This is a genomic window from Streptomyces sp. NPDC050388 (assembly GCF_040655635.1).
Taxonomy (GTDB): Bacteria; Actinomycetota; Actinomycetes; order Streptomycetales; family Streptomycetaceae; genus Streptomyces.
Map to the genome: position 1 here is coordinate 25804 of NZ_JBFAKH010000022.1, position 19850 is coordinate 45653.

Annotated in this window: 15 protein-coding genes; 9 read left to right on the top strand and 6 right to left on the bottom strand. The window is 71.7% G+C overall.

The genetic code is table 11. The features are described from left to right. Window positions 1–6: 6 nt before the first annotated feature. The 3 genes from AB0I73_RS15095 to AB0I73_RS15105 are packed head-to-tail and all read right to left on the bottom strand — an operon-like array spanning window position 7 to window position 4187. Window positions 7–1692 carry a thiamine pyrophosphate-binding protein gene (locus AB0I73_RS15095; RefSeq protein ID WP_363037393.1) on the bottom strand — a complete coding sequence of 562 codons (1686 nt, stop codon included), beginning with the start codon at window positions 1690–1692 and terminating at the stop codon, window positions 7–9. Continuing rightward, window positions 1689–2669: an agmatinase gene (gene speB, locus AB0I73_RS15100; RefSeq protein ID WP_109380855.1), complete on the bottom strand. Its 981-nt coding sequence runs from the start codon at window positions 2667–2669 to the stop codon at window positions 1689–1691. The genes AB0I73_RS15095 and speB overlap by 4 nt, the downstream gene beginning before the upstream one ends. 57 nt (window positions 2670–2726) lie before the next feature. Beyond that, a complete protein-coding gene (locus tag AB0I73_RS15105) occupies window positions 2727–4187 on the bottom strand; it encodes a sodium:solute symporter (protein WP_363037395.1) in 1461 nt (486 codons plus the stop codon). Between the two features lie 197 nt (window positions 4188–4384). Here AB0I73_RS15105 and AB0I73_RS15110 point away from each other — a divergent pair, with 197 nt between their 5' ends. Both AB0I73_RS15110 and AB0I73_RS15115 read left to right on the top strand, forming a co-directional pair. Then, window positions 4385–5887 carry a PucR family transcriptional regulator gene (locus AB0I73_RS15110; protein ID WP_363037397.1) on the top strand — a complete coding sequence of 501 codons (1503 nt, stop codon included), beginning with the start codon at window positions 4385–4387 and terminating at the stop codon, window positions 5885–5887. A gap of 127 nt (window positions 5888–6014) precedes the next feature. After that, window positions 6015–6815 carry a phosphatase gene (locus tag AB0I73_RS15115; RefSeq protein WP_109380852.1) on the top strand — a complete coding sequence of 267 codons (801 nt, stop codon included), beginning with the start codon at window positions 6015–6017 and terminating at the stop codon, window positions 6813–6815. Here the strand turns inward: AB0I73_RS15115 and AB0I73_RS15120 are convergent. The 3 genes from AB0I73_RS15120 to AB0I73_RS15130 all read right to left on the bottom strand — a co-directional run bounded on the left by AB0I73_RS15120 (window position 6812) and on the right by AB0I73_RS15130 (window position 9677). Next, entirely contained in the window at window positions 6812–7681 is an 870-nt protein-coding gene (locus tag AB0I73_RS15120) for an acyl-CoA thioesterase II (RefSeq protein WP_363037399.1), read from the bottom strand. The genes AB0I73_RS15115 and AB0I73_RS15120 overlap by 4 nt on opposite strands. Before the next feature lie 37 nt (window positions 7682–7718). After that, window positions 7719–8876, bottom strand: a complete 1158-nt coding sequence (locus tag AB0I73_RS15125) for an acyl-CoA dehydrogenase family protein (RefSeq protein WP_363037401.1) — start codon at window positions 8874–8876, stop codon at window positions 7719–7721. 186 nt (window positions 8877–9062) lie between these two features. Further along, window positions 9063–9677: a TetR/AcrR family transcriptional regulator gene (locus tag AB0I73_RS15130; protein ID WP_363037403.1), complete on the bottom strand. Its 615-nt coding sequence runs from the start codon at window positions 9675–9677 to the stop codon at window positions 9063–9065. Window positions 9678–9763: 86 nt separating this feature from the next. Between AB0I73_RS15130 and AB0I73_RS15135 the strand changes: the two genes are divergently transcribed. From AB0I73_RS15135 to AB0I73_RS15165, 7 genes are all read left to right on the top strand, one after another. Next, window positions 9764–11380 (top strand): carboxyl transferase domain-containing protein, encoded by a 1617-nt coding sequence (locus AB0I73_RS15135; protein WP_363037405.1) that lies wholly within the window; start codon window positions 9764–9766, stop codon window positions 11378–11380. Window positions 11381–11406: 26 nt separating this feature from the next. After that, window positions 11407–13476 carry a biotin carboxylase N-terminal domain-containing protein gene (locus tag AB0I73_RS15140; RefSeq protein WP_363037502.1) on the top strand — a complete coding sequence of 690 codons (2070 nt, stop codon included), beginning with the start codon at window positions 11407–11409 and terminating at the stop codon, window positions 13474–13476. After that, on the top strand, window positions 13473–14420 hold the full coding sequence (locus AB0I73_RS15145) for a hydroxymethylglutaryl-CoA lyase (protein WP_363037407.1): 948 nt from the start codon (window positions 13473–13475) through the stop codon (window positions 14418–14420). Before AB0I73_RS15140 ends, AB0I73_RS15145 begins: the two co-directional genes overlap by 4 nt. 6 nt (window positions 14421–14426) lie before the next feature. Further along, complete coding sequence (locus tag AB0I73_RS15150; RefSeq protein WP_363037409.1) at window positions 14427–15590, top strand: acyl-CoA dehydrogenase family protein; 1164 nt, start codon at window positions 14427–14429, stop codon at window positions 15588–15590. A 130-nt stretch (window positions 15591–15720) separates the two neighbouring features. Beyond that, window positions 15721–16770: an ABC transporter substrate-binding protein gene (locus tag AB0I73_RS15155; RefSeq protein ID WP_363037411.1), complete on the top strand. Its 1050-nt coding sequence runs from the start codon at window positions 15721–15723 to the stop codon at window positions 16768–16770. A gap of 358 nt (window positions 16771–17128) precedes the next feature. Next, a complete protein-coding gene (desA, locus tag AB0I73_RS15160) occupies window positions 17129–18571 on the top strand; it encodes a lysine decarboxylase DesA (protein WP_363037413.1) in 1443 nt (480 codons plus the stop codon). Beyond that, the gene (locus tag AB0I73_RS15165) at window positions 18555–19847 is read left to right on the top strand and encodes a lysine N(6)-hydroxylase/L-ornithine N(5)-oxygenase family protein (RefSeq protein WP_363037415.1); all 1293 of its coding nucleotides are present in this window, start codon (window positions 18555–18557) and stop codon (window positions 19845–19847) included. The genes desA and AB0I73_RS15165 overlap by 17 nt, the downstream gene beginning before the upstream one ends. The last annotated feature ends 3 nt before the right edge of the window (window positions 19848–19850 follow it).

Here is a 19850-nt window from a genome sequence, read left to right on the forward strand (position 1 = left end):
CCGGACTCAGTCCAGGTGGGTCGGGGCGAACATGCGCAGGAGGGCCGGGAGGACGACCACGGACGGGCCCGGGGTCGACAGGGCCTGGGCCAGGTCGTGCTCCAGGGTCTCGGGGGTGGTGCGTACGGCCGGGACGGCGAAGGACTCGGCCAGGGCGACGTAGTCCGGGCGGGTCAGTTCCGTGGCCGTGGGCTCGCCGAAGGTGTCGGTCATGTACTCGCGCAGGATGCCGTAGCCGCCGTCGTCGACGATCAGCCAGGTGACGTCGAGGTCGTACTGGCGGGCGGTGGCCAGTTCGGCGAGGGAGTACAGGGCGCCGCCGTCCCCGGAGACCGCCAGGACCGGGCGGGTGGGGTCGGCGACCGCGGCGCCGAGGGCGGCCGGGAAGCCGTAGCCGAGGCCACCGGCGCCCTGGGCGGAGTGCAGGTGGTTGGGACCCTGGGCGTCGAAGGCGGACCAGGCCCAGTAGGCCAGGATCGTCATGTCCCAGAAGGAGGGCGAGGTGGCGGGAAGGGCGCGGCGGACCGCCGTCAACACCTTCTGTTCCAGGGTCAGTTCCTGAGCGGCGATGCGTTCGGTGACCTTCGACAGCAGGGTGCGGACGCGTTCCGGTGCCGTGGTGTCCTCGCGTGGCTCCGCCGTCTCCAGCAGGGCCTGGAGGGCGAGGCGGGCGTCCGCGTGGATGCCGAGCGCCGGGTGGTTGGACTCCAGCTTGCCGAGGTCGGCCTCGATCTGGACGATCCGGCCGCGCGGCTTGAACGTGTGGTAGTTGGAGGAGAGTTCGCCCAGGCCGGAACCCACCACCAGGAGGACGTCGGCGTCCTCCAGGAAGTCCGTCGTGTGGCGGTCCTCCAGCCAGGACTGGAGCGAGAGCGGGTGCGTCCAGGGGAAGGCTCCCTTGCCTCCGGGGGTGGTGACCACCGGCGCCTGGATCAGCTCGGCGAGCTGCCGCAGCTTGCCCGAGGCGTCCGCGCGGACCACTCCCCCGCCCGCGATGATCGCCGGGCGGACGGCGTTCGACAGCAAGTGGGCGGCCACCGCGGTCAGTTCGGGGCGCGGGGGCAGCTCGTCGGGGGTGGCGTCCATGGCCGTCACCACCGGCAGGGTCGTCTCCGCGAGCAGGACGTCCTGCGGGATCTCCACCCACACCGGGCCGTGCGGCACCGTCAGGGCCGACTTCCAGGCCGCCGTGATCGCCGACGGGATCTGGGACGCGGTGCGCACCGTGTGGACGGACTTGACCACGCCCCGGAACGAGGCCGACTGGTCGGGCAGTTCGTGCAGGTAGCCGTGGCGTCCGCCGCCGAGCCCGGCCGTCGGGATCTGGCTGCTGATCGCCAGGACGGGGGCGGAGGCGGCGGCCGCCTCCTGGAGCGCGGGCAGCGAGGTCAGCGCACCCGGGCCCGTCGAGAGCAGCAGGGGCGCCGCCTCGCCGGTGATCCGGCCGTACGCGTCCGCCGCGAAACCGGCGTTGTTCTCCACCCGCAGGCCGATGTACCTCAGGTCGGAGCGGCGCAGGGCGTCGAACATGCCGAGGGCGTGCTGGCCGGGCAGGCCGAAGACGGTGGTCGCGCCGAGCCCGGCCAGGGTCTCCACGACCAGGTCGCCGCCGTTGCGGCCGGGGGGAGGGGTGAGCGCGGCCTCCGTCTGGGCCGGCGTCGGGCGCAGCACCAGGTCGTGGTCGTGGGTCACTTGGCCGTGTCCTCCTTGCGCGCCTCGGCGATCTGGCGGGACATGATCGTGGTCAGTTCGTACGCCGTGTGGGAGGCGGCGATCGAGGTGATCTCCGCGTGGTCGTACGCGGGGGCCACCTCGACGAGGTCCGCCGAGACCAGGTTGCAGGAGGCCAGGCCGCGCAGGATCTCCAGGAGTTCGCGGGAGGTCAGTCCGCCGGCCTCGGGGGTGCCGGTGCCGGGGGCGTGGGCCGGGTCCAGGCAGTCGATGTCGATGGAGATGTACAGCGGGCGGTCGCCGATGCGCTGGCGCAGCTGGTCGGCGACCTCGTCGGCGCCGCGGCGGTAGACGTCCGCGGAGGTGACGATGCCGAAGCCCATCTTCTCGTCGTCGGTGAGGTCCTGCTTGCCGTAGAGCGGGCCGCGGATGCCGACGTGGGAGAGGGCGGAGGTGTCGAGGATGCCCTCCTCCACCGCACGGCGGAACGGGGTGCCGTGGGTGTACTCGGCGCCGAAGTAGGTGTCCCAGGTGTCCAGGTGGGCGTCGAAGTGGAGCAGGGCCACCGGGCCGTGCTTCTTGGCGACCGAGCGGAGCAGCGGCAGCGCGATGGTGTGGTCGCCGCCCAGGGTCATCAGGCGGGCGCCGGTGCCGAGGAGGTCGTCGGCGGCGGCCTCGACGGTCTCCACGGCCTCGTTGATGTTGAACGGGTTGACGGCGATGTCACCGCCGTCCGCGACCTGGGCGAGGGCGAAGGGGGAGGCGTCCTGCGCGGGGTTGTAGGGGCGCAGCAGCCGGGACGCCTCGCGGATGGCGTTGCCGCCGAAGCGGGCGCCCGGCCGGTAGGAGACGCCCGAGTCGAACGGCACGCCCACCACGGCGACATCGGTGCGGCCGACCTCGTCCAGACGGGGCAGCCGGGCGAAGGTCGCGGGGCCCGCGTACCGGGGGACGCGGGAGGAGTCGACGGGTCCGCGGGGCGTCTCGTTGCTGCTCATGGGAAGCTGCCTTCTTTCCTACGTTTCGTCGCGTATGTACCTGCCTGCCCTGTGACTCTACTGGGCGACGGGGACCTCTTCGGACACGGGTTCGGGGGTGCGGCCGGCGAGGCGTTCCCGCCAGGCGGCGAGTACGGCCTCGTCGGTGGGCCTGGTCGCCAGGGAGACGACGACGTAGACCGCGAGGGACGACAACAGGCCGTAGAGGATGGGCTCGTTGGCCAGGATGCCGTAGGTCGCCATCAGGCCGACGACCGCGAGGCCGCCGACGGTGACGGCGGCGAGGGCGCCCTGCGCGGTGCCGCGCTTCCACAGCAGTCCGCCGAGGATGGGCACGAGGAGGCCGCCGACGAGCAGGTTGTACGCCACGGTGAGCGCCTCGACGACGTTGTTCAGCGCGATCGCCGTGCCGATCACGGCGAGGCCCATGAGGAGGATGAAGGCGCGGTTGCCCTTGACCTCGTCACGCTCGGCCCCCGGGCCCGTGGTGAGCCCGCGCAGCCGCGACCAGATGTCGTTGTTGGCGACGGTGGCGCAGGCGATCAGCGCGCCGGAGGAGGTCGACATCACGGCGGCGAGCGCCGCGGCCAGCACCAGTCCGCGCACCCCCATGGGCAGTTCGTCCTTGACGATGGTGGCGAAGGCGTCGTCGGCGTTGCCGAGGTCGGGGTAGAGCACCTTGGCCGCGGTGCCGATGACGGCGCCGGCGAGGGCGTAGACGAGGCAGTAGGTGCCGGCGACGGTGCCGCCCCACCGGGCGGTGCGGTCGCCGCGGGCGGTGAACACGCGCTGCCAGATGTCCTGGCCGATCAGCATGCCGAACGTGTAGATCAGCACGTAGGTGAAGATGGTCTCGCCGCCGATGCCCAGCGGGTCGAAGTACTCGGTGGGCAGCTGCGCCTTCATCTCGCTGAAGCCGCCCGCCTTGACCACCGCGATCGGCAGCAGCAGGAGCAGCACACCGATCGTCTTGACGACGAACTGCACCATGTCGGTCAGGGTGATCGACCACATGCCGCCCAGCGTCGAGTAGGCGACCACGACGGAACCGCCGAGGACGATCGCGAGGGTGCGGTTCATGTCGAACAGGACGTCGAAGATCGTGGCGTAGGCGATGGTCGAGGTGACCGCGAGCATCAGGGTGTACGCCCACATGACGACACCGGAGATGACGCCGGCCCGGCCGCCGTAGCGCAGGTCGAGCATCTCGGAGACGGTGTAGACCTTCAGGCGGGCGATGCGGGCGGAGAAGAAGATGCTCAGGGCCAGCAGGCCGAGGCCGATGGTGAAGACCATCCAGGCGCCGGAGAGGCCGTACTTGTAGCCGAGGCCCACGCCGCCGATGGTGGAGGCGCCGCCGAGGACGATGGCGGCCATGGTGCCCGAGTACATGGCGGGGCCCAGGCGGCGGCCGGCCACCAGGAACTCGCTCTTGGACTTGGCGCGACGCATGCCCCACCAGCCCATGGCCAGCATGGCGGCCAGATAGAAGACGATGACCAGGTAGTCGACGGCCATGTGGGCCTCCTTCGCGCACTGTCGTCGGTGTGTCGTGCAGCTGGAAGTTGTCCGGTGGCTCGTCGCACGGTGCGTCGCGGGGACGTCCGCCCGTGCCCGAGGGCTGCCGGTCGGACCCGACACTAGGTGGCTGGAAAGCGACTGCGAAGTGTACGTTTCATCCATTCCGAACGAACGGGATGGAGGAAACGTCCATCATGCCGGACCCCATGGTTCCGCCCACGCCCCCGGTGTCCCTGGAGGCGCTCCTGGCCCGGGAGGACCTGGGCCTGCGCCGGGTCGCCGGGCCGTCGGACCCGGGCATCGCCGTGCACTGGGTGCACACCTCGGAGATGGCGGACCCGTACCCGTATCTGCTGGGCGGGGAGCTGCTGCTGTCGGCGGGCATGCACATCCCGGACGGGGCGGGTCCGGGGTACTTCGACGCGTACGTCTCCCGGATCGCGGCGGCGGGCGGGGTGGCCCTGGGCTTCGGTCTGGCGCCGGTGCACGACACGGTGCCGGAGGCTCTGGCCGCCGCCTGCGAGCTCCACGGGCTGCCGCTGCTGGAGGTGCCACCGCGGACCACGTTCTCCGGGGTGGCCCGCGCGGTGTGGCAGCTGATGGCGCAGGCCCGGCTGGCGGAGCTGCGCCGGGTGACGGAGGCCCACCAGAGCCTCGCGTCCGCCGCCGCCCGCCCGAACCCGGTACCGGCCGTGCTGCACCAGCTCTCCCGCCGGCTGGGCGGCCGGGCCGTGCTGTTCGGCCCGGAGGGCACGGAACTCGCCGCGGCGGGCCGTGACCAGGGCGCGGAGATCGGGGCGGCGCTGGCACGGCTGGCCCGGGTGGTACGGCCGACGGGTACGGACCGACGGCCCGCCCCGGCGCCCGGCGGCGGCCCCGGCCGCCCCGTGCCCGCCTCCGCCACCGACACGCTCGCCGGTGTCCGGCTGACCGCGTACGCGCTCGGCGCCGGTCACGGGTTCGTGCTCGGCGTCGCGGCCGGGCGGCCGGACTCGGGAGACCACACCATCGCGTCCGTGGCCGCCGTCCTGCTCGCCCTGCTCACCGGTGAGCAGCAGAGCGGTACCGGCACGGCCCGCTCCGCCGCGCTCGTACGGCTGCTGCTGGGGAGCGAGCCGGAGGACGTGGCGCCGCTGCTCGGCGGGGAGCGGTGGCGGGTCGTGCACGCGCGCCCGGAGGCGCAGGCCCCGGACGCCCTGGCGGCCTCCGCCCTGGGCGCCGCCCTCGGGTCGGCGCTGGTGGATCCGGCGGACGAGGTCGTGCGGGTGCTCGTCCCCGCCGGACGGGAGCCTCAGGCGCCGCCCGGCTGGACCCTGGGGGTCAGCGCCGCCGTCGGCCCGCGGGACTGGCCCGCGGCCGACACCCAGGCGGCCCGCGCCCTGGCCCGGGCCCGCGCCACCCGGGCGCCGCTCGTCACGCACGGCGCCCGGCCCGCGCTGGACGACCTGGTCCCCCCGGCGGACGCGGACACCCACGCCCGCCTGCTGCTCGCCCCCCTCGAAGGCACGCCCGCCCTCGTGGACACCCTGCGCACCTGGCTCTCCCTGCACGGCAGTTGGGACCGCACCGCGGTGGCCCTGTCCGTGCACCGCAACACCGTGCGGCAGCGGATCGCACGGTGCGCGGCCCTGTTGGAGACGGACCTGGACGACCCGGACGTACGCATGGAGCTGTGGTTCGCCCTGCGCCGTACCTGAGTACCCGGCACCACCGCCCCGGACCGGGCACCCTGAGTACCCGTACGGAGTCGTCCGAGTACGTGACGCACGTCCCAGGGGGCGATACCCCGAAGACGCCCGTAGGGCGCTGCTCCACAATGGAGGCATGCCGATATCCGGGACACCCAGCCGCGCCGAACTCCTCCTCCACCTCACCGCCACGCGCATCGCGGGCGAGGTCGCCACGCCGCGCGAGAACAACCTCTCCCACTACCGCAAGCTGGCGAACGGCGACCGCCATTTCTGGCTCGGCCTGGAACTCGGCGACCGCTGGAGCGACGAGCAGGACGTGCTCGCGGTGATGGCGGAACGGGCCGGGGTCAGCGACGACGCCGAGCACCGGTACGGCCAGGACACCATCGACCCGGAGCTGACCGTGGCCGCCCTGGAGCGGATGGCGGGGCGGCTGCGCAAGGCGGCGGACGGCCGGCAGCGGGTGCTGTTCGCCACCGGTCACCCCGGCGGCCTGCTCGACGTGCACCGCGCCACGGCCGCCGCGCTGCGGGCCGCCGGCTGCGAGATCGTGGTGATCCCGGACGGGCTGGCCACGGAGGAGGGGTACGTGATGCAGTTCGCGGACGTGGCGGTGCTGGAGCACGGTGCCACGCTGTGGCACACCCACTCCGGTGAGCCGATGAAGGCCATCCTCACCGCCCTGGAGCGGGAGGGCCGCCCGCTGCCCGACCTGGTCGTCGCCGACCACGGCTGGGCGGGGTACGCGGGACAGCACGGCGTCGACTCCGTCGGCTACGCCGACTGCAACGACCCGGCGCTGTTCCTCGCGGAGGCCGAGGGCACCGTCCAGGTGACGGTTCCCCTCGACGACCATGTGGTCAGCCCCCGCCACTACGACCCGATGACGGCGTACCTGCTGGCGGAGGCGGGGCTGGACCAGAACGCCCGCTAAGCACGGGGAACGCGGACCATGCCCTCCTGGACGACCGAGACCGCGAGGTGGCCGTCCCGGGTGTACATACGGGCCTGGCCGAGGCCCCGGCCGCCGTGCGCCGACGGGGAGTGCTGGTCGTACAGCAGCCACTCGTCGGCGCGGAACGGGCGGTGGAACCACATGGCGTGGTCGAGGGAGGCCCCGACCACGTCACCCACCGCCCAGCCGCCCCGGCCGTGGGCGAGCAGCACCGAGTCCAGGAGCGTCATGTCGGAGACGTACGTGGCGAGGACGACGTGCAGCAGGGGGTCGTCGGTCAGTTTGCCGTTGGTGCGGAACCACACCTGGGAGTGGGGTTCGCGGGGCTCGCCGAAGCGGCCGTAGGGCGGCTCGTCGACGTAGCGCAGGTCGACCGCGGCGCGGGCCTCCAGGAAGCGCTCGACGACGTGGGGGTCGAGGTGGCCGTAGTCGCGGAGCCGTTCCTCGGAGGTGGGCAGCGTGGCCGGGTCCGGGGCGGGCGGCATCGGCTCCTGGTGGTCCAGGCCCTCCTCGTACGTCTGGAAGGACGCGGAGAGGTGGAAGATCGGCTTGCCGTGCTGGACCGCGACCACCCGGCGGGTGGTGAAGGAGCGGCCGTCGCGGATCCGGTCGACGGTGTAGACGATGGGCGCGCCGGGGTCGCCGGGGCGCAGGAAGTACGCGTGCAGGGAGTGCGCGGGCCGGTCCGCGGGGACGGTCCGCCCCGCGGCGACCACGGCCTGCGCGGCGACCTGCCCGCCGAAGACACGGGGGACGACGACGGAGCGGGACCGGCCGCGGAAGATGTTCTCCTCGATCTGCTCGAGGTCGAGCAGATCGAGGAGTTCCTGTAGTGCCTGACTCATGGGGTCAGTAGTTGTATCCGTCGGGATGTCGCGCGTCTTACAGGCCCATGTCCTTGGCGATGATCGACTTCATGATCTCGCTGGTGCCGCCGTAGATGCGGTTGACGCGGTTGTCCGCGTACAGGCGGGCTATCGGGTACTCGTTCATGTAGCCGTAGCCGCCGTGCAGCTGGAGGCAGCGGTCGATGACGCGGTGCGCGACCTCGGTGCAGAACAGCTTGGCGGAGGCGGCCTCGGCGGGGGTCAGCTCGCCGGCGTCCAGGGCCTCCGTGGCGCGGTCGGCGACCGCCTCGGCGGCGTCCACCTCGGCCTGGCAGGCGGCCAGTTCGAACTTGGTGTTCTGGAAGTGGGCGACCGGCTTGCCGAAGACGGTGCGCTCCTGCACGTACTGCTTGGCGAACCGGACGGCCGCCTTGGCCTGCGCGTAGGCGCCGAAGGCGATGCCCCAGCGCTCGGAGGCCAGGTTGTGGCCGAGGTAGGAGAAGCCCTTGTTCTCCTCGCCGAGCAGGTCCTCGGCGGGGACCTTGACGTCGACGAACGCCAGCTCGGCGGTGTCGGAGGTCCGCAGGCCGAGCTTGTCCAGCTTGCGGCCGACGGAGTAGCCCTCGGACTTGGTGTCGACGGCGAAGAGGGAGATGCCGAAGCGGCGGTCCTCGGCGGTCGGGGCGGCGGTCCGGGCGCAGACGATGACCTTGTCGGCGTGGACGCCGCCGGTGATGAAGGTCTTGGCGCCGTTGAGGACGTAGTGGGTGCCGTCCTCGCTCAGCTTGGCGGTGGTCTTCATGCCCGCGAGGTCGGAGCCGGTGCCCGGCTCGGTCATCGCGATGGCCCACATCTCCTCGCCGGTGGCGAACTTGGGCAGGTAGCGCTTCTTCTGCTCGTCGGTGGCGAGCATCTTGATGTAGGGCAGGGCGAGCAGCACGTGCACGCCGGAACCGCCGAACTGGACGCCCGCGCGGGCGGTCTCCTCGTAGAGGACGGCCTCGAACTTGTGGCTGTCCAGGCCCGCGCCGCCGAACTCCTCGGGGACGTTGATGCCGAAAATGCCCAGCTCACCGAGCTTGTAGTAGAAGTCGCGGGGTGCCTGGCCCGCCGCGAACCACTCGTCGTAGACCGGGACGACCTCGGCCTCGATGAAGTCGCGGATGGTCTCCCGGAAAGCCTCGTGGTCCTCGTTGAACACCGTACGGCGCACCGCCGCCATCCCTTCCTGCGCCTAAGCCGGCGCCGCTCTCGCGTATGTGGTTGCTCGCCGTGGGGGTTCCTCAATGGATGGTTGCGGTCCCACGTGGCTAAGCGCTTGCTCAGACAGTGAAGATACCGGCGAGTAGTCACAGCCGTCCAGAGCGGAGGGTTCGTAACGCTCGTCACTCCGCCGGAGTCATGGGGCGCCCGCCGCCGCGAAGGCGCCGCGCGCCATCCGGTGCAGCAGGGCGGCCGTGGTGGCGCGGCCGGGCAGGGCGCCGGGGCGGCCGAGGTGCGGGGTGGAGTTGAGCAGGCCGAACACCGAGTGCACGGCCGAACGGGCGGCCGGTTCGGCCAGGTCCGGATAGAGCTCGCGCACCACCCCGACCCACAGCTCGACGTACTGCCGCTGCAGCTGCCGGACCAGCTTGCGGTCGGTGTCCCGCAGGCGGTCCAGTTCACGGTCGTGCAGGGTGATGAGGGGACGGTCGTCGAGCGCGAAGTCGATGTGGCTCTCGATCAGCGAGTCCAGGACCGCCTCGGGAGTCGTCCCCTCGACCCCGCCGACCTCGCCGACTTCCTGGAGCCGCTGTTTCGCGCCGGTCAGCAGCTGGCCGCTGATCCCCACCAGCAGTTCCGCGAGCATCGCGTCCTTGCCCGGGAAGTGCCGGTACAGGCCGGGCCCGCTGATGCCGACCGCGGCGCCTATCTCGTCGACCCCGACGCCGTGGAACCCGCGCTCGGCGAAGAGCCGCGCGGCCTCCTTGAGGATCTGCTCGCGGCGGGTCGGGGCGTCGGTTCTGGTGGCCATGGAGACGATTCTAGACAGCGGGGGTTAGCGGTCGTTAACCTGAGGGGAACGCGTTAACGCTCATTAACCAGTGAGGGGACCGCAGGATGCACGAGGCACCGGAGCTTCACAGCGCGGCCGATCCCGCGTCGGAGTCCTTTCGGGCCAACGAGGAGGCGCACCGCGCCCTCGTCGAGGAGCTGCGCGCCAAGCTGGCCGCGGCCGCGCTCGGCGGCGGCGAGCGGGCGCGGGCCAGGCACACGGCACGCGGGAAGCTGCTCCCGCGCGAGCGCGTGGACACGCTCCTCGACCCCGGTTCGCCCTTCCTGGAGCTGGCCCCGCTGGCGGCCGACGGGATGTACGAGGGGCAGGCCCCGGCGGCCGGTGTGATCGCCGGGATCGGGCGGGTCGGCGGGCGCGAGTGCGTGGTCGTCGCCAACGACGCGACCGTCAAGGGCGGCACGTACTACCCGATGACGGTGAAGAAGCACCTGCGCGCGCAGGAGGTGGCCCTGGACAACCGCCTGCCCTGTGTCTACCTGGTGGACTCCGGCGGGGCGTTCCTGCCGATGCAGGACGAGGTGTTCCCGGACCGGGACCACTTCGGGCGGATCTTCTACAACCAGGCCCGGATGTCCGGCGCCGGCATCCCGCAGATCGCGGCCGTGATGGGCTCGTGCACCGCGGGCGGGGCGTACGTCCCGGCGATGAGCGACGAGGCGGTGATCGTCCGCAACCAGGGCACGATCTTCCTCGGCGGCCCGCCCCTGGTGAAGGCGGCCACCGGCGAGGTGGTCACGGCGGAGGAGCTGGGCGGCGGCGAGGTCCACTCACGGGTGTCGGGCGTCACCGACCACCTCGCCGAGGACGACGCGCACGCGCTCAGGATCGTCCGCACCATCGTCTCCACGCTCCCGGCGCGGGGCGGGTTCCCCTGGCGGGTGGAGCAGGCCGTCGAGCCCAAGGTGGACCCCGCCGGGCTGTACGGCGCGGTGCCGGTGGACTCCCGCACGCCCTACGACGTGCGCGAGATCATCGCGCGGGTCGTGGACGGCTCCCGGTTCGCCGAGTTCAAGTCGGAGTTCGGGCAGACCCTGGTCACCGGCTTCGCCCGGATCCACGGCCACCCGGTGGGGATCGTCGCCAACAACGGCATCCTGTTCTCCGAGTCCGCCCAGAAGGGCGCCCACTTCATCGAGCTGTGCGACCAGCGCGGCATCCCGCTGGTCTTCCTGCAGAACATCTCCGGCTTCATGGTCGGCAAGGACTACGAGGCGGGCGGCATCGCCAAGCACGGCGCCAAGATGGTGACGGCGGTGGCGTGCACCCGCGTGCCGAAGCTGACGGTGGTGGTCGGCGGGTCGTACGGCGCGGGCAACTACTCGATGTGCGGACGGGCGTACTCCCCCCGCTTCCTGTGGATGTGGCCGAACGCCAAGATCTCGGTCATGGGCGGCGAGCAGGCCGCCTCCGTCCTCGCGACCGTCAAGCGGGACCAGCTGGAGGCGCGCGGGGAGAGCTGGCCCACCGAGGACGAGGACGCCTTCAAGGCCCCGATCCGCGCGCAGTACGAGCACCAGGGGAACGCCTACTACGCGACGGCCCGCCTCTGGGACGACGGGGTGATCGACCCGCTGGAGACCCGGCAGGTCCTGGGCCTGGCCCTGACCGCGTGCGCCAACGCGCCACTGGGCGAGCCCCAGTTCGGCGTCTTCCGGATGTGAGGGGACCCCTGACGATGGCAGATCAGATGTTCGAGACGGTACTGGTGGCCAACCGGGGCGAGATCGCCGTCCGGGTCATCCGCACCCTGCGGTCGATGGGCGTGCGCTCGGTGGCCGTGTACTCCGACGCGGACGCCGACGCCCGGCACGTCCGGGAGGCCGACACGGCGGTACGGATCGGTCCGGCGCCGGCCGCGGAGAGCTATCTGTCGGTGGAGCGGCTGCTGGCGGCCGCAGCCCGCACCGGCGCGCAGGCCGTCCACCCCGGATACGGGTTCCTCGCCGAGAACGCCGGTTTCGCGCGCGCCTGCGCCGAGGCGGGGCTGGTCTTCATCGGGCCGGGCGCCGACGCGATCGCCCTGATGGGCGACAAGATCCGCGCGAAGGAGACGGTGAAGGCGGCGGGCGTGCCGGTCGTGCCCGGCTCCAGCGGCAGCGGCCTCACCGACGAACAGCTCGCCGACGCGGCCCGCGGGATCGGCATGCCGGTGCTGCTGAAGCCGTCGGCGGGCGGCGGCGGCAAGGGCATGCGCCTGGTGCGGGACGCTTCGACGCTGGCCGACGAGATCGCCGCCGCGCGGCGCGAGGCCCGCGCCTCCTTCGGCGACGACACGCTGCTGGTCGAGCGGTGGATCGACCGCCCCCGGCACATCGAGATCCAGGTCCTGGCCGACGGTCACGGGGGCGTCGTCCACCTCGGCGAGCGCGAGTGCTCCCTCCAGCGCCGGCACCAGAAGATCATCGAGGAGGCGCCCAGTGTGCTCCTCGACGAGAAGACCCGGGCCGCGATGGGCGAGGCGGCCGTGCAGGCGGCCCGCTCCTGCGGCTACCGGGGTGCGGGCACGGTGGAGTTCATCGTCCCGGGCGACGACCCGGCCGCGTACTGCTTCATGGAGATGAACACCCGCCTCCAGGTGGAGCACCCGGTCACCGAGCTGGCTGTGTCCATCGGTGCGGCCGGCGCCGCGGGCGGCCTGGACCTGGTGGAGTGGCAGCTGCGGGTGGCGGCGGGCGAGCCGCTGGCGTTCGGGCAGGACGACGTCCGGCTCACCGGCCACGCGGTGGAGGCCCGCATCTGCGCCGAAGACCCCGCGCGGGGCTTCCTCCCCTCCGGCGGCACGGTCCTGACACTGCGCGAACCGCAGGGCGAGGGCGTCCGCACGGACTCCGGCCTCACCGAGGGCACGGAGGTCGGCAGCCTCTACGACCCGATGCTGTCCAAGGTGATCGCGTACGGCCCCGACCGCGCGACCGCGCTGCGCAGGCTCCGGGCGGCGCTGGCGGAGACGGTCACGCTGGGCGTGCAGACGAACGCCGGGTTCCTGCGGCGGCTGCTCGCACACCCGGCGGTGGTGTCGGGCGAGTTGGACACGGGACTGGTCGAGCGCGAGGTGGAAGGTCTCGTACCGGACGAGGTCCCCGCGGAGGCGTACGCGGCGGCGGCGCTGCTGCGCCAGGCCTCCCTCGCGCCCGCCGACGGCTCCGGCTGGGCCGATCCGTTCGCCGCCGCCGACGGCTGGCGCATGGGCGGTGAGCGGGCGTGGACGGCGCACCACCTGCGCGTGCCGGGCCACGACCCGGTGACCGTGCGCGTGCGCAGCACCCCGGACGGAGGCACGGAACTGCTGCTGCCGGGGACGGACACGCCCCTGCGGGGGTCCGGGGGCGTGCCCCCGCGGCCGGGGGACGGGCACCGGTTCACGTTCCTGCTCGACGGCGTCGCCCACACCTTCGCCGCCCTGCCGGACGGCACCTGGCTCGGCCGGGACGGCGACGCCTGGCACGTGCGCGACCACGACCCGGTGGCCGCGTCACTGAACCGCGCGGCGCGTTCCGGCGCCGACTCGCTGACCGCGCCGATGCCCGGCACGGTGACGGTGGTGAAGGTCGCCGTCGGCGACGAGGTGAGCGCGGGCCAGAGCCTGCTGGTGGTGGAGGCGATGAAGATGGAGCACGTCATCTCCGCCCCGCACGCCGGCACGGTCACCGAGCTGGACGTGGTCCCGGGCACGACGGTCGCGATGGACCAGGTGCTGGCGGTCATCGCGCCCGCGGAGACACCCGTGGAGGCACCCACGGGGGAGGAGGCGGCATGAACGCCCCGGAACTGGGCCTGCCCATGGCCGTACCGGCCGAGGGACTGCCCGCCCGCGTGCGGATCCACGAGGTCGGCGCACGCGACGGACTGCAGAACGAGAAGGCGACCGTCCCGACGGTGGTGAAGGCGGAGTTCATCCGCCGCCTGGCCGGCACGGGCCTGACCACGATCGAGGCGACGAGCTTCGTCCACCCCGAGTGGGTGCCCCAGTTGGCGGACGCCGAGGAGCTGTTCCCGGCGGTCGCCGACCTGCCGGTGTCGCTGCCGGTCCTGGTGCCGAACGAGCGGGGCCTGGACCGCGCGCTGGCGCTGGGCGCCCGCCGGGTGGCGGTGTTCGCCAGTGCCACGGAGTCCTTCGCCCGGGCCAACCTCAACCGCACGGTGGACGAGGCGCTGACGATGTTCGAGCCGGTGGTGAGCCGGGCCAAGGCCGAGGGCGTCCACGTCCGCGGCTACCTGTCGATGTGCTTCGGCGACCCCTGGGAGGGCGCCGTACCCGTCCACCAAGTGGTGCGGGTCTGCCGGGCCCTGCTCGACATGGGCTGCGACGAACTGAGCCTGGGCGACACCATCGGGGTGGCGACCCCGGGCCATGTGACGGCCCTGATCACCGCGCTCACCGGAGCGGCCGTACCCGTGTCCTCCCTGGGCGTCCACTTCCACGACACCTACGGCCAGGCCCTGTCCAACACGCTGGCCGCGCTCCAGCAGGGCGTCACCACGGTCGACGCCTCCGCCGGCGGGCTGGGCGGCTGCCCGTACGCGAAGTCCGCCACCGGCAACCTCGCCACCGAAGACCTCGTATGGATGCTGCGGGGTCTCGGCATCGAGACCGGGGTCGATCTCGGCCGTCTCGTCGCCACAAGCGTCTGGATGGCCGCCCACCTGGGCCGACAGAGCCCGTCCCGCACCGTCCGAGCCCTCTCCCACCAGGAGCAGTGAACGACCATGGACCACAAGCTCTCCCCCGAACTGGAAGAACTCCGCCGCACGGTCGAGGAGTTCGCGCACGACGTCGTCGCACCGAAGATCGGCGACTTCTACGAGCGGCACGAGTTCCCGTACGAGATCGTCCGGGAGATGGGCCGCATGGGCCTGTTCGGCCTGCCCTTCCCGGAGGAGTACGGCGGGATGGGCGGCGACTACCTGGCGCTGGGCCTGGCCCTGGAGGAACTGGCCCGGGTGGACTCGTCGGTGGCGATCACGCTCGAGGCCGGTGTCTCGCTGGGCGCGATGCCGATCCACCTCTTCGGCACCGAGGAGCAGAAGCGCGAGTGGCTGCCCCGGCTGTGCTCGGGCGAGATCCTGGGCGCGTTCGGTCTGACGGAGCCGGACGGCGGCAGCGACGCGGGCGCGACCCGCACGACGGCCCGCCTGGACGAGGCGACGGACGAGTGGGTGATCAACGGCACCAAGTGCTTCATCACCAACTCGGGCACGGACGTCACGGGCCTGGTCACGGTCACCGCGGTCACCGGCCGCAAGCCGGACGGCGGGCCGCTGATCTCGGCGATCATCGTCCCGTCGGGCACCCCGGGCTTCACGGTGGCGGCCCCGTACTCGAAGGTCGGCTGGAACGCGTCGGACACGCGGGAACTCTCCTTCGCCGACGTCCGCGTCCCGGCGGCGAACCTGCTGGGCGAACCGGGCCGGGGCTACGCCCAGTTCCTGCGCATCCTCGACGAGGGCCGGATCGCCATCGCGGCGCTGGGCACGGGTCTTGCGCAGGGCTGTGTGGACGAGTCGGTGAAGTACGCCAAGGAACGGCACGCGTTCGGCCGTCCGATCGGCGCCAACCAGGCCATCCAGTTCAAGATTGCCGACATGGAGATGAAGGCCCACACGGCCCGCCTGGCGTGGCGGGACGCGGCGAGCCGTCTGGTGGCCGGTGAGCCCTTCAAGAAGGAGGCGGCTCTGGCCAAGCTGTACTCCTCCACGGTCGCGGTGGACAACGCCCGCGACGCCACCCAGATCCACGGCGGCTACGGCTTCATGAACGAGTACCCGGTGGCCCGCATGTGGCGCGACTCCAAGATCCTGGAGATCGGCGAGGGCACGAGCGAGGTCCAGCGCATGCTGATCGCCCGGGAGTTGGGGCTGGCGTCGGGCTGACGGCGTGGGGCGGGCGGCCCGCACCCCTGGACAAACTCTGAGGTTAGGCTAACCTAAGCCTGGCTCCAGCCAGGGGCCCGCGGGCCCGCCCGCACCCACCTGCTCCGCACGCACGAAAGCAGACCCAGTCATGTCGAACGCCAGAACCGCCCGTTTCTCCCGTCGCGGCCTCCTCGCCGCCGGTGGCGCTCTCGGACTCGGTGCCGCGCTCGCGGCCTGCGGCGACGGGGACGCGAAGAGCGGCGGCTCGGACGCGCAGGGGGCCGCCGAGCCCAAGTCCGGCCCCTGGTCCTTCAAGGACGACCGCGGCACCACCGTGAAGCTGGACAAGGTCCCCGCGAACATCGTCGCGTTCACCGGTGTCGCCGCGGCCCTGTACGACTACGGCGTCCAGGTCAAGGGCGTCTTCGGCCCGACGAAGACCAAGGACGGCAAGGCCGACGTCCAGGCCGGCGACATGGACGTCAGCAAGGTGACCGTCCTCGGCAACGTCTGGGACCAGTTCAACGTCGAGAAGTACGCGACCCTCGCCCCCGAGGTCCTCATCTCCACCACCTTCGACGACGCGGGCACCCTCTGGTACGTCCCCGAGGCGTCCAAGGACAAGATCGCCAAGCTCGCGCCGAGCGTCGCCGTCTCCGTCTACGACCGTCAGTTGACCTCGTCGCTCGAGCGCGTGTGGGAGCTGGCCGAGTCGCTGGGCGGCGACATGAAGGCCGCCGAGGTCACCGATGCGAAGAAGCGCTTCGAGGCGGCGTCCGAGCGGCTACGCAAGGCCGCGAAGGCGCACCCCGACATCAAGGTGATGGCCGGCTCGGCGAGCCCGGAGCTGTTCTACGTCTCCGGTACCGACCTCTCCGCCGACCTGGAGTACTTCAAGGCGCTCGGCGTGAACTTCGTCGAGCCGACCGAGGAGGCCAAGAAGCCGACCGGCGGCTGGTTCGAGAGCCTCAGCTGGGAGAACGTCGACAAGCACAAGGCCGACGTCATCATCATGGACGACCGCAGCTCGGCCATCCAGCCCGCCGACATCACCGAGGCGACCTGGAAGAAGCTCCCCGCGGTCAAGGCCGGTCAGGTCATCGCGCGTTCCGCCGAGCCGATCCTGTCCTACGACAAGTGCGCCCCGCTGCTCGACAACCTCGCCGAGGCCATCGAGAAGGCGAAGAAGGTCAGCTGACCGCCCCTGCCGGAACCCTCCCCGGGAGCCGTACATGACCACCGCCGCAGCCGCCCCGTTCCGCTCCCCCTCCCTCCAGGCCGACGGAACGAGGCGGCTCGGTCCGTTTCCGACGCCGACCGGGCCCGGAGGGGGCGGGGGCGCCGAAGCCCGGCAAAGGAACAGTTGCGCGAACAGCGTTGACCACGGCGCCAGTTGAGTGCCCCGCACACCTCGCGACGGAGTGATCACGGTCACGGCCGGAGCAGGAACAGAGCCCCCCTACTTAGGCTAGGCTCACCTAAGTAAAAGTGGGCCGCACCGCGGCGCGCGCCCCGCTCCCTCCCCGCACCGGACCATCCCCACCGGAGGCCCCCACATGCGCTCGCACCTGCTCAACGACACCACCGCGGAGCACTACCGCCGCTCCGTGACCGAAGGAGTCGAGCGGGTGGCAGCCAAACTCGCCACCACCGAACGTCCGTTCACCGGCGTCACGGTCGACGCCCTCGCCCCCGTCATCGAGCGGATCGACCTCGACCGGCCGCTGCACGACACCACCGCAGCGCTGGACGAACTGGAGGACGTCTACCTCCGGGACGCGGTCTACTTCCACCACCCCCGCTACCTCGCCCACCTCAACTGCCCGGTCGTCATCCCGGCCGTGCTCGGCGAGGCGGTGCTCTGTGCCGTCAACTCCTCCCTGGACACCTGGGACCAGTCGGCCGGCGGCACCCTCATCGAGCGGAAACTGATCGCCTGGACGGCCGCCCGCATCGGCCTCGGGCCGTCCGCCGACGGGGTGTTCACCTCCGGCGGCACCCAGTCCAACCTCCAGGCGCTGCTGCTGGCCCGTGAGGAGGCCAAGACCGGCGACCTCGCGAAACTGCGCGTCCTCGCCTCCGAGATCAGCCACTTCAGCGTGCAGAAGTCCGCGAAACTGCTCGGCCTCGGCCCGGACGCGGTGGTGCCGGTCCCCGTCGACCACGACAAGCGACTGCAGACCGTCGCCCTCGCCCGCGAGCTGGCGCGCTGCACCGAGGACGGCCTCGTCCCCATGGCCGTCGTCGCCACCGCCGGAAGCACCGACTTCGGCTCCATCGACCCGCTGCCCGAGATCGCCGAACTGTGCGCCCAGTACGGCGTCTGGATGCACGTGGACGCCGCCTACGGCTGCGGACTGCTCGCCTCGCTGAAGCACCGGGACCGGATCGACGGCATCGAACGCGCCGACTCGGTCACCGTCGATTACCACAAGTCCTTCTTCCAGCCGGTGAGTTCGTCGGCCGTACTGGTCCGCGATGCGGCCACGCTGCGGCACGCCACCTACCACGCGGAGTACCTCAACCCGCGCCGCATGGTGACCGAGCGCATCCCCAACCAGGTCGACAAGTCCCTGCAGACCACCCGCCGCTTCGACGCGCTGAAACTGTGGATGACGCTGCGCGTGATGGGCGCCGACGGCATCGGCGGGCTCTTCGACGAGGTCTGCGACCTGGCCCACGAGGGCTGGAAGCTGCTCGTCGCCGACCCGCGCTTCGACGTGGTCGTCGAACCGTCGCTGTCCACGCTCGTCTTCCGCTACGTCCCGGCCGCCGTCACCGACCCCGCCGAGATCGACCGGGCCAACCTCCACGCCCGCAAAGCCCTGTTCGCCTCCGGTGACGCGGTCGTCGCGGGCACCAAGGTGGCGGGACGCCACTACCTGAAGTTCACCCTGCTGAACCCCGAGACCACGACCGCCGACATCACCGCCGTCCTCGATCTGATCGCCGGCCACGCCGAGCAGTACCTGGGAGAGCCCCTTGACCGCGCTTCCTGAAGCCCCCGACACCGCCTACGACTTCGTGGGGATCGGGCTGGGCCCCTTCAACCTCGGCCTCGCCTGCCTCACCGAGCCCATCGGCGACCTGAACGGCGTCTTCCTGGAGTCCAAGCCGGACTTCGAGTGGCACGCCGGGATGTTCCTCGACGGCGCCCACCTCCAGACGCCGTTCATGTCGGACCTGGTCACGCTCGCCGACCCGACCTCCCCCTACTCCTTCCTCAACTACCTGAAGGAGAAGGGCCGGCTGTACTCGTTCTACATCCGGGAGAACTTCTACCCGCTGCGCGTCGAGTACGACGACTACTGCCGCTGGGCCGCCGGCCGGCTGAGCAGCATCCGCTTCGACGCGACCGTCACCGAGGTGACGTACGACGAGAGCACCGAGCTGTACGCCGTACGGACCGGGGCCGGTGACACCTACCGCGCCCGGCGGCTGGTGCTCGGCACCGGCACCGTGCCGTTCGTGCCCGAGCCGTGCCGCGGCCTGGGCGGAGACCTGCTGCACACCTCCGAGTACGCGCACCGCAGGGCGGAGCTGCGGCAGAAGGAGTCGATCACGGTCGTCGGCAGCGGGCAGAGCGCCGCCGAGATCTACTACGAGCTGCTGTCCGAGATCGACGTCCACGGCTACTCGCTCAACTGGGTCACCCGCTCCCCGCGGTTCTTCCCGCTGGAGTACACCAAGCTGACCCTGGAGATGACCTCCCCGGACTACATCGACTACTTCCGCGCGCTGCCCGAGGAGACCCGCTACCGGCTGGAGAAGCAGCAGAAGGGTCTGTTCAAGGGCATCAACTCCGACCTCGTCGACGCCATCTTCGACCTGCTGTACCAGAAGAACATCGAGAGCGGCGACCGCCCGGTCCCCACCCGGCTGCTCACCAACTCCTCGCTCGTCGGCGCCCGTCACGAGAACGGCGGGTACGCGCTCGGCTTCCACCAGGACGAGCAGGACAAGGACTTCGAGCTGCGCACCGAGGGCCTGGTGCTGGCCACCGGCTATCACTACGAACCGCCGGCCTTCCTCGACCCCGTCCGCGACCGGCTCCGCTTCGACGGCCGCGGCCGGTTCGACGTGGCCCGCAACTACGCCGTCGACGTGACCGGCCGGAGCGTGTTCCTGCAGAACGCCGGTGTCCACACGCACAGCGTCACCAGCCCGGACCTGGGCATGGGCCCGTACCGCAACAGCTGCATCATCCGCGAGATGCTCGGCTCCGAGTACTACCCCGTGGAGAAGTCCATCGCCTTCCAGGAATTCGCCGTTTGACTT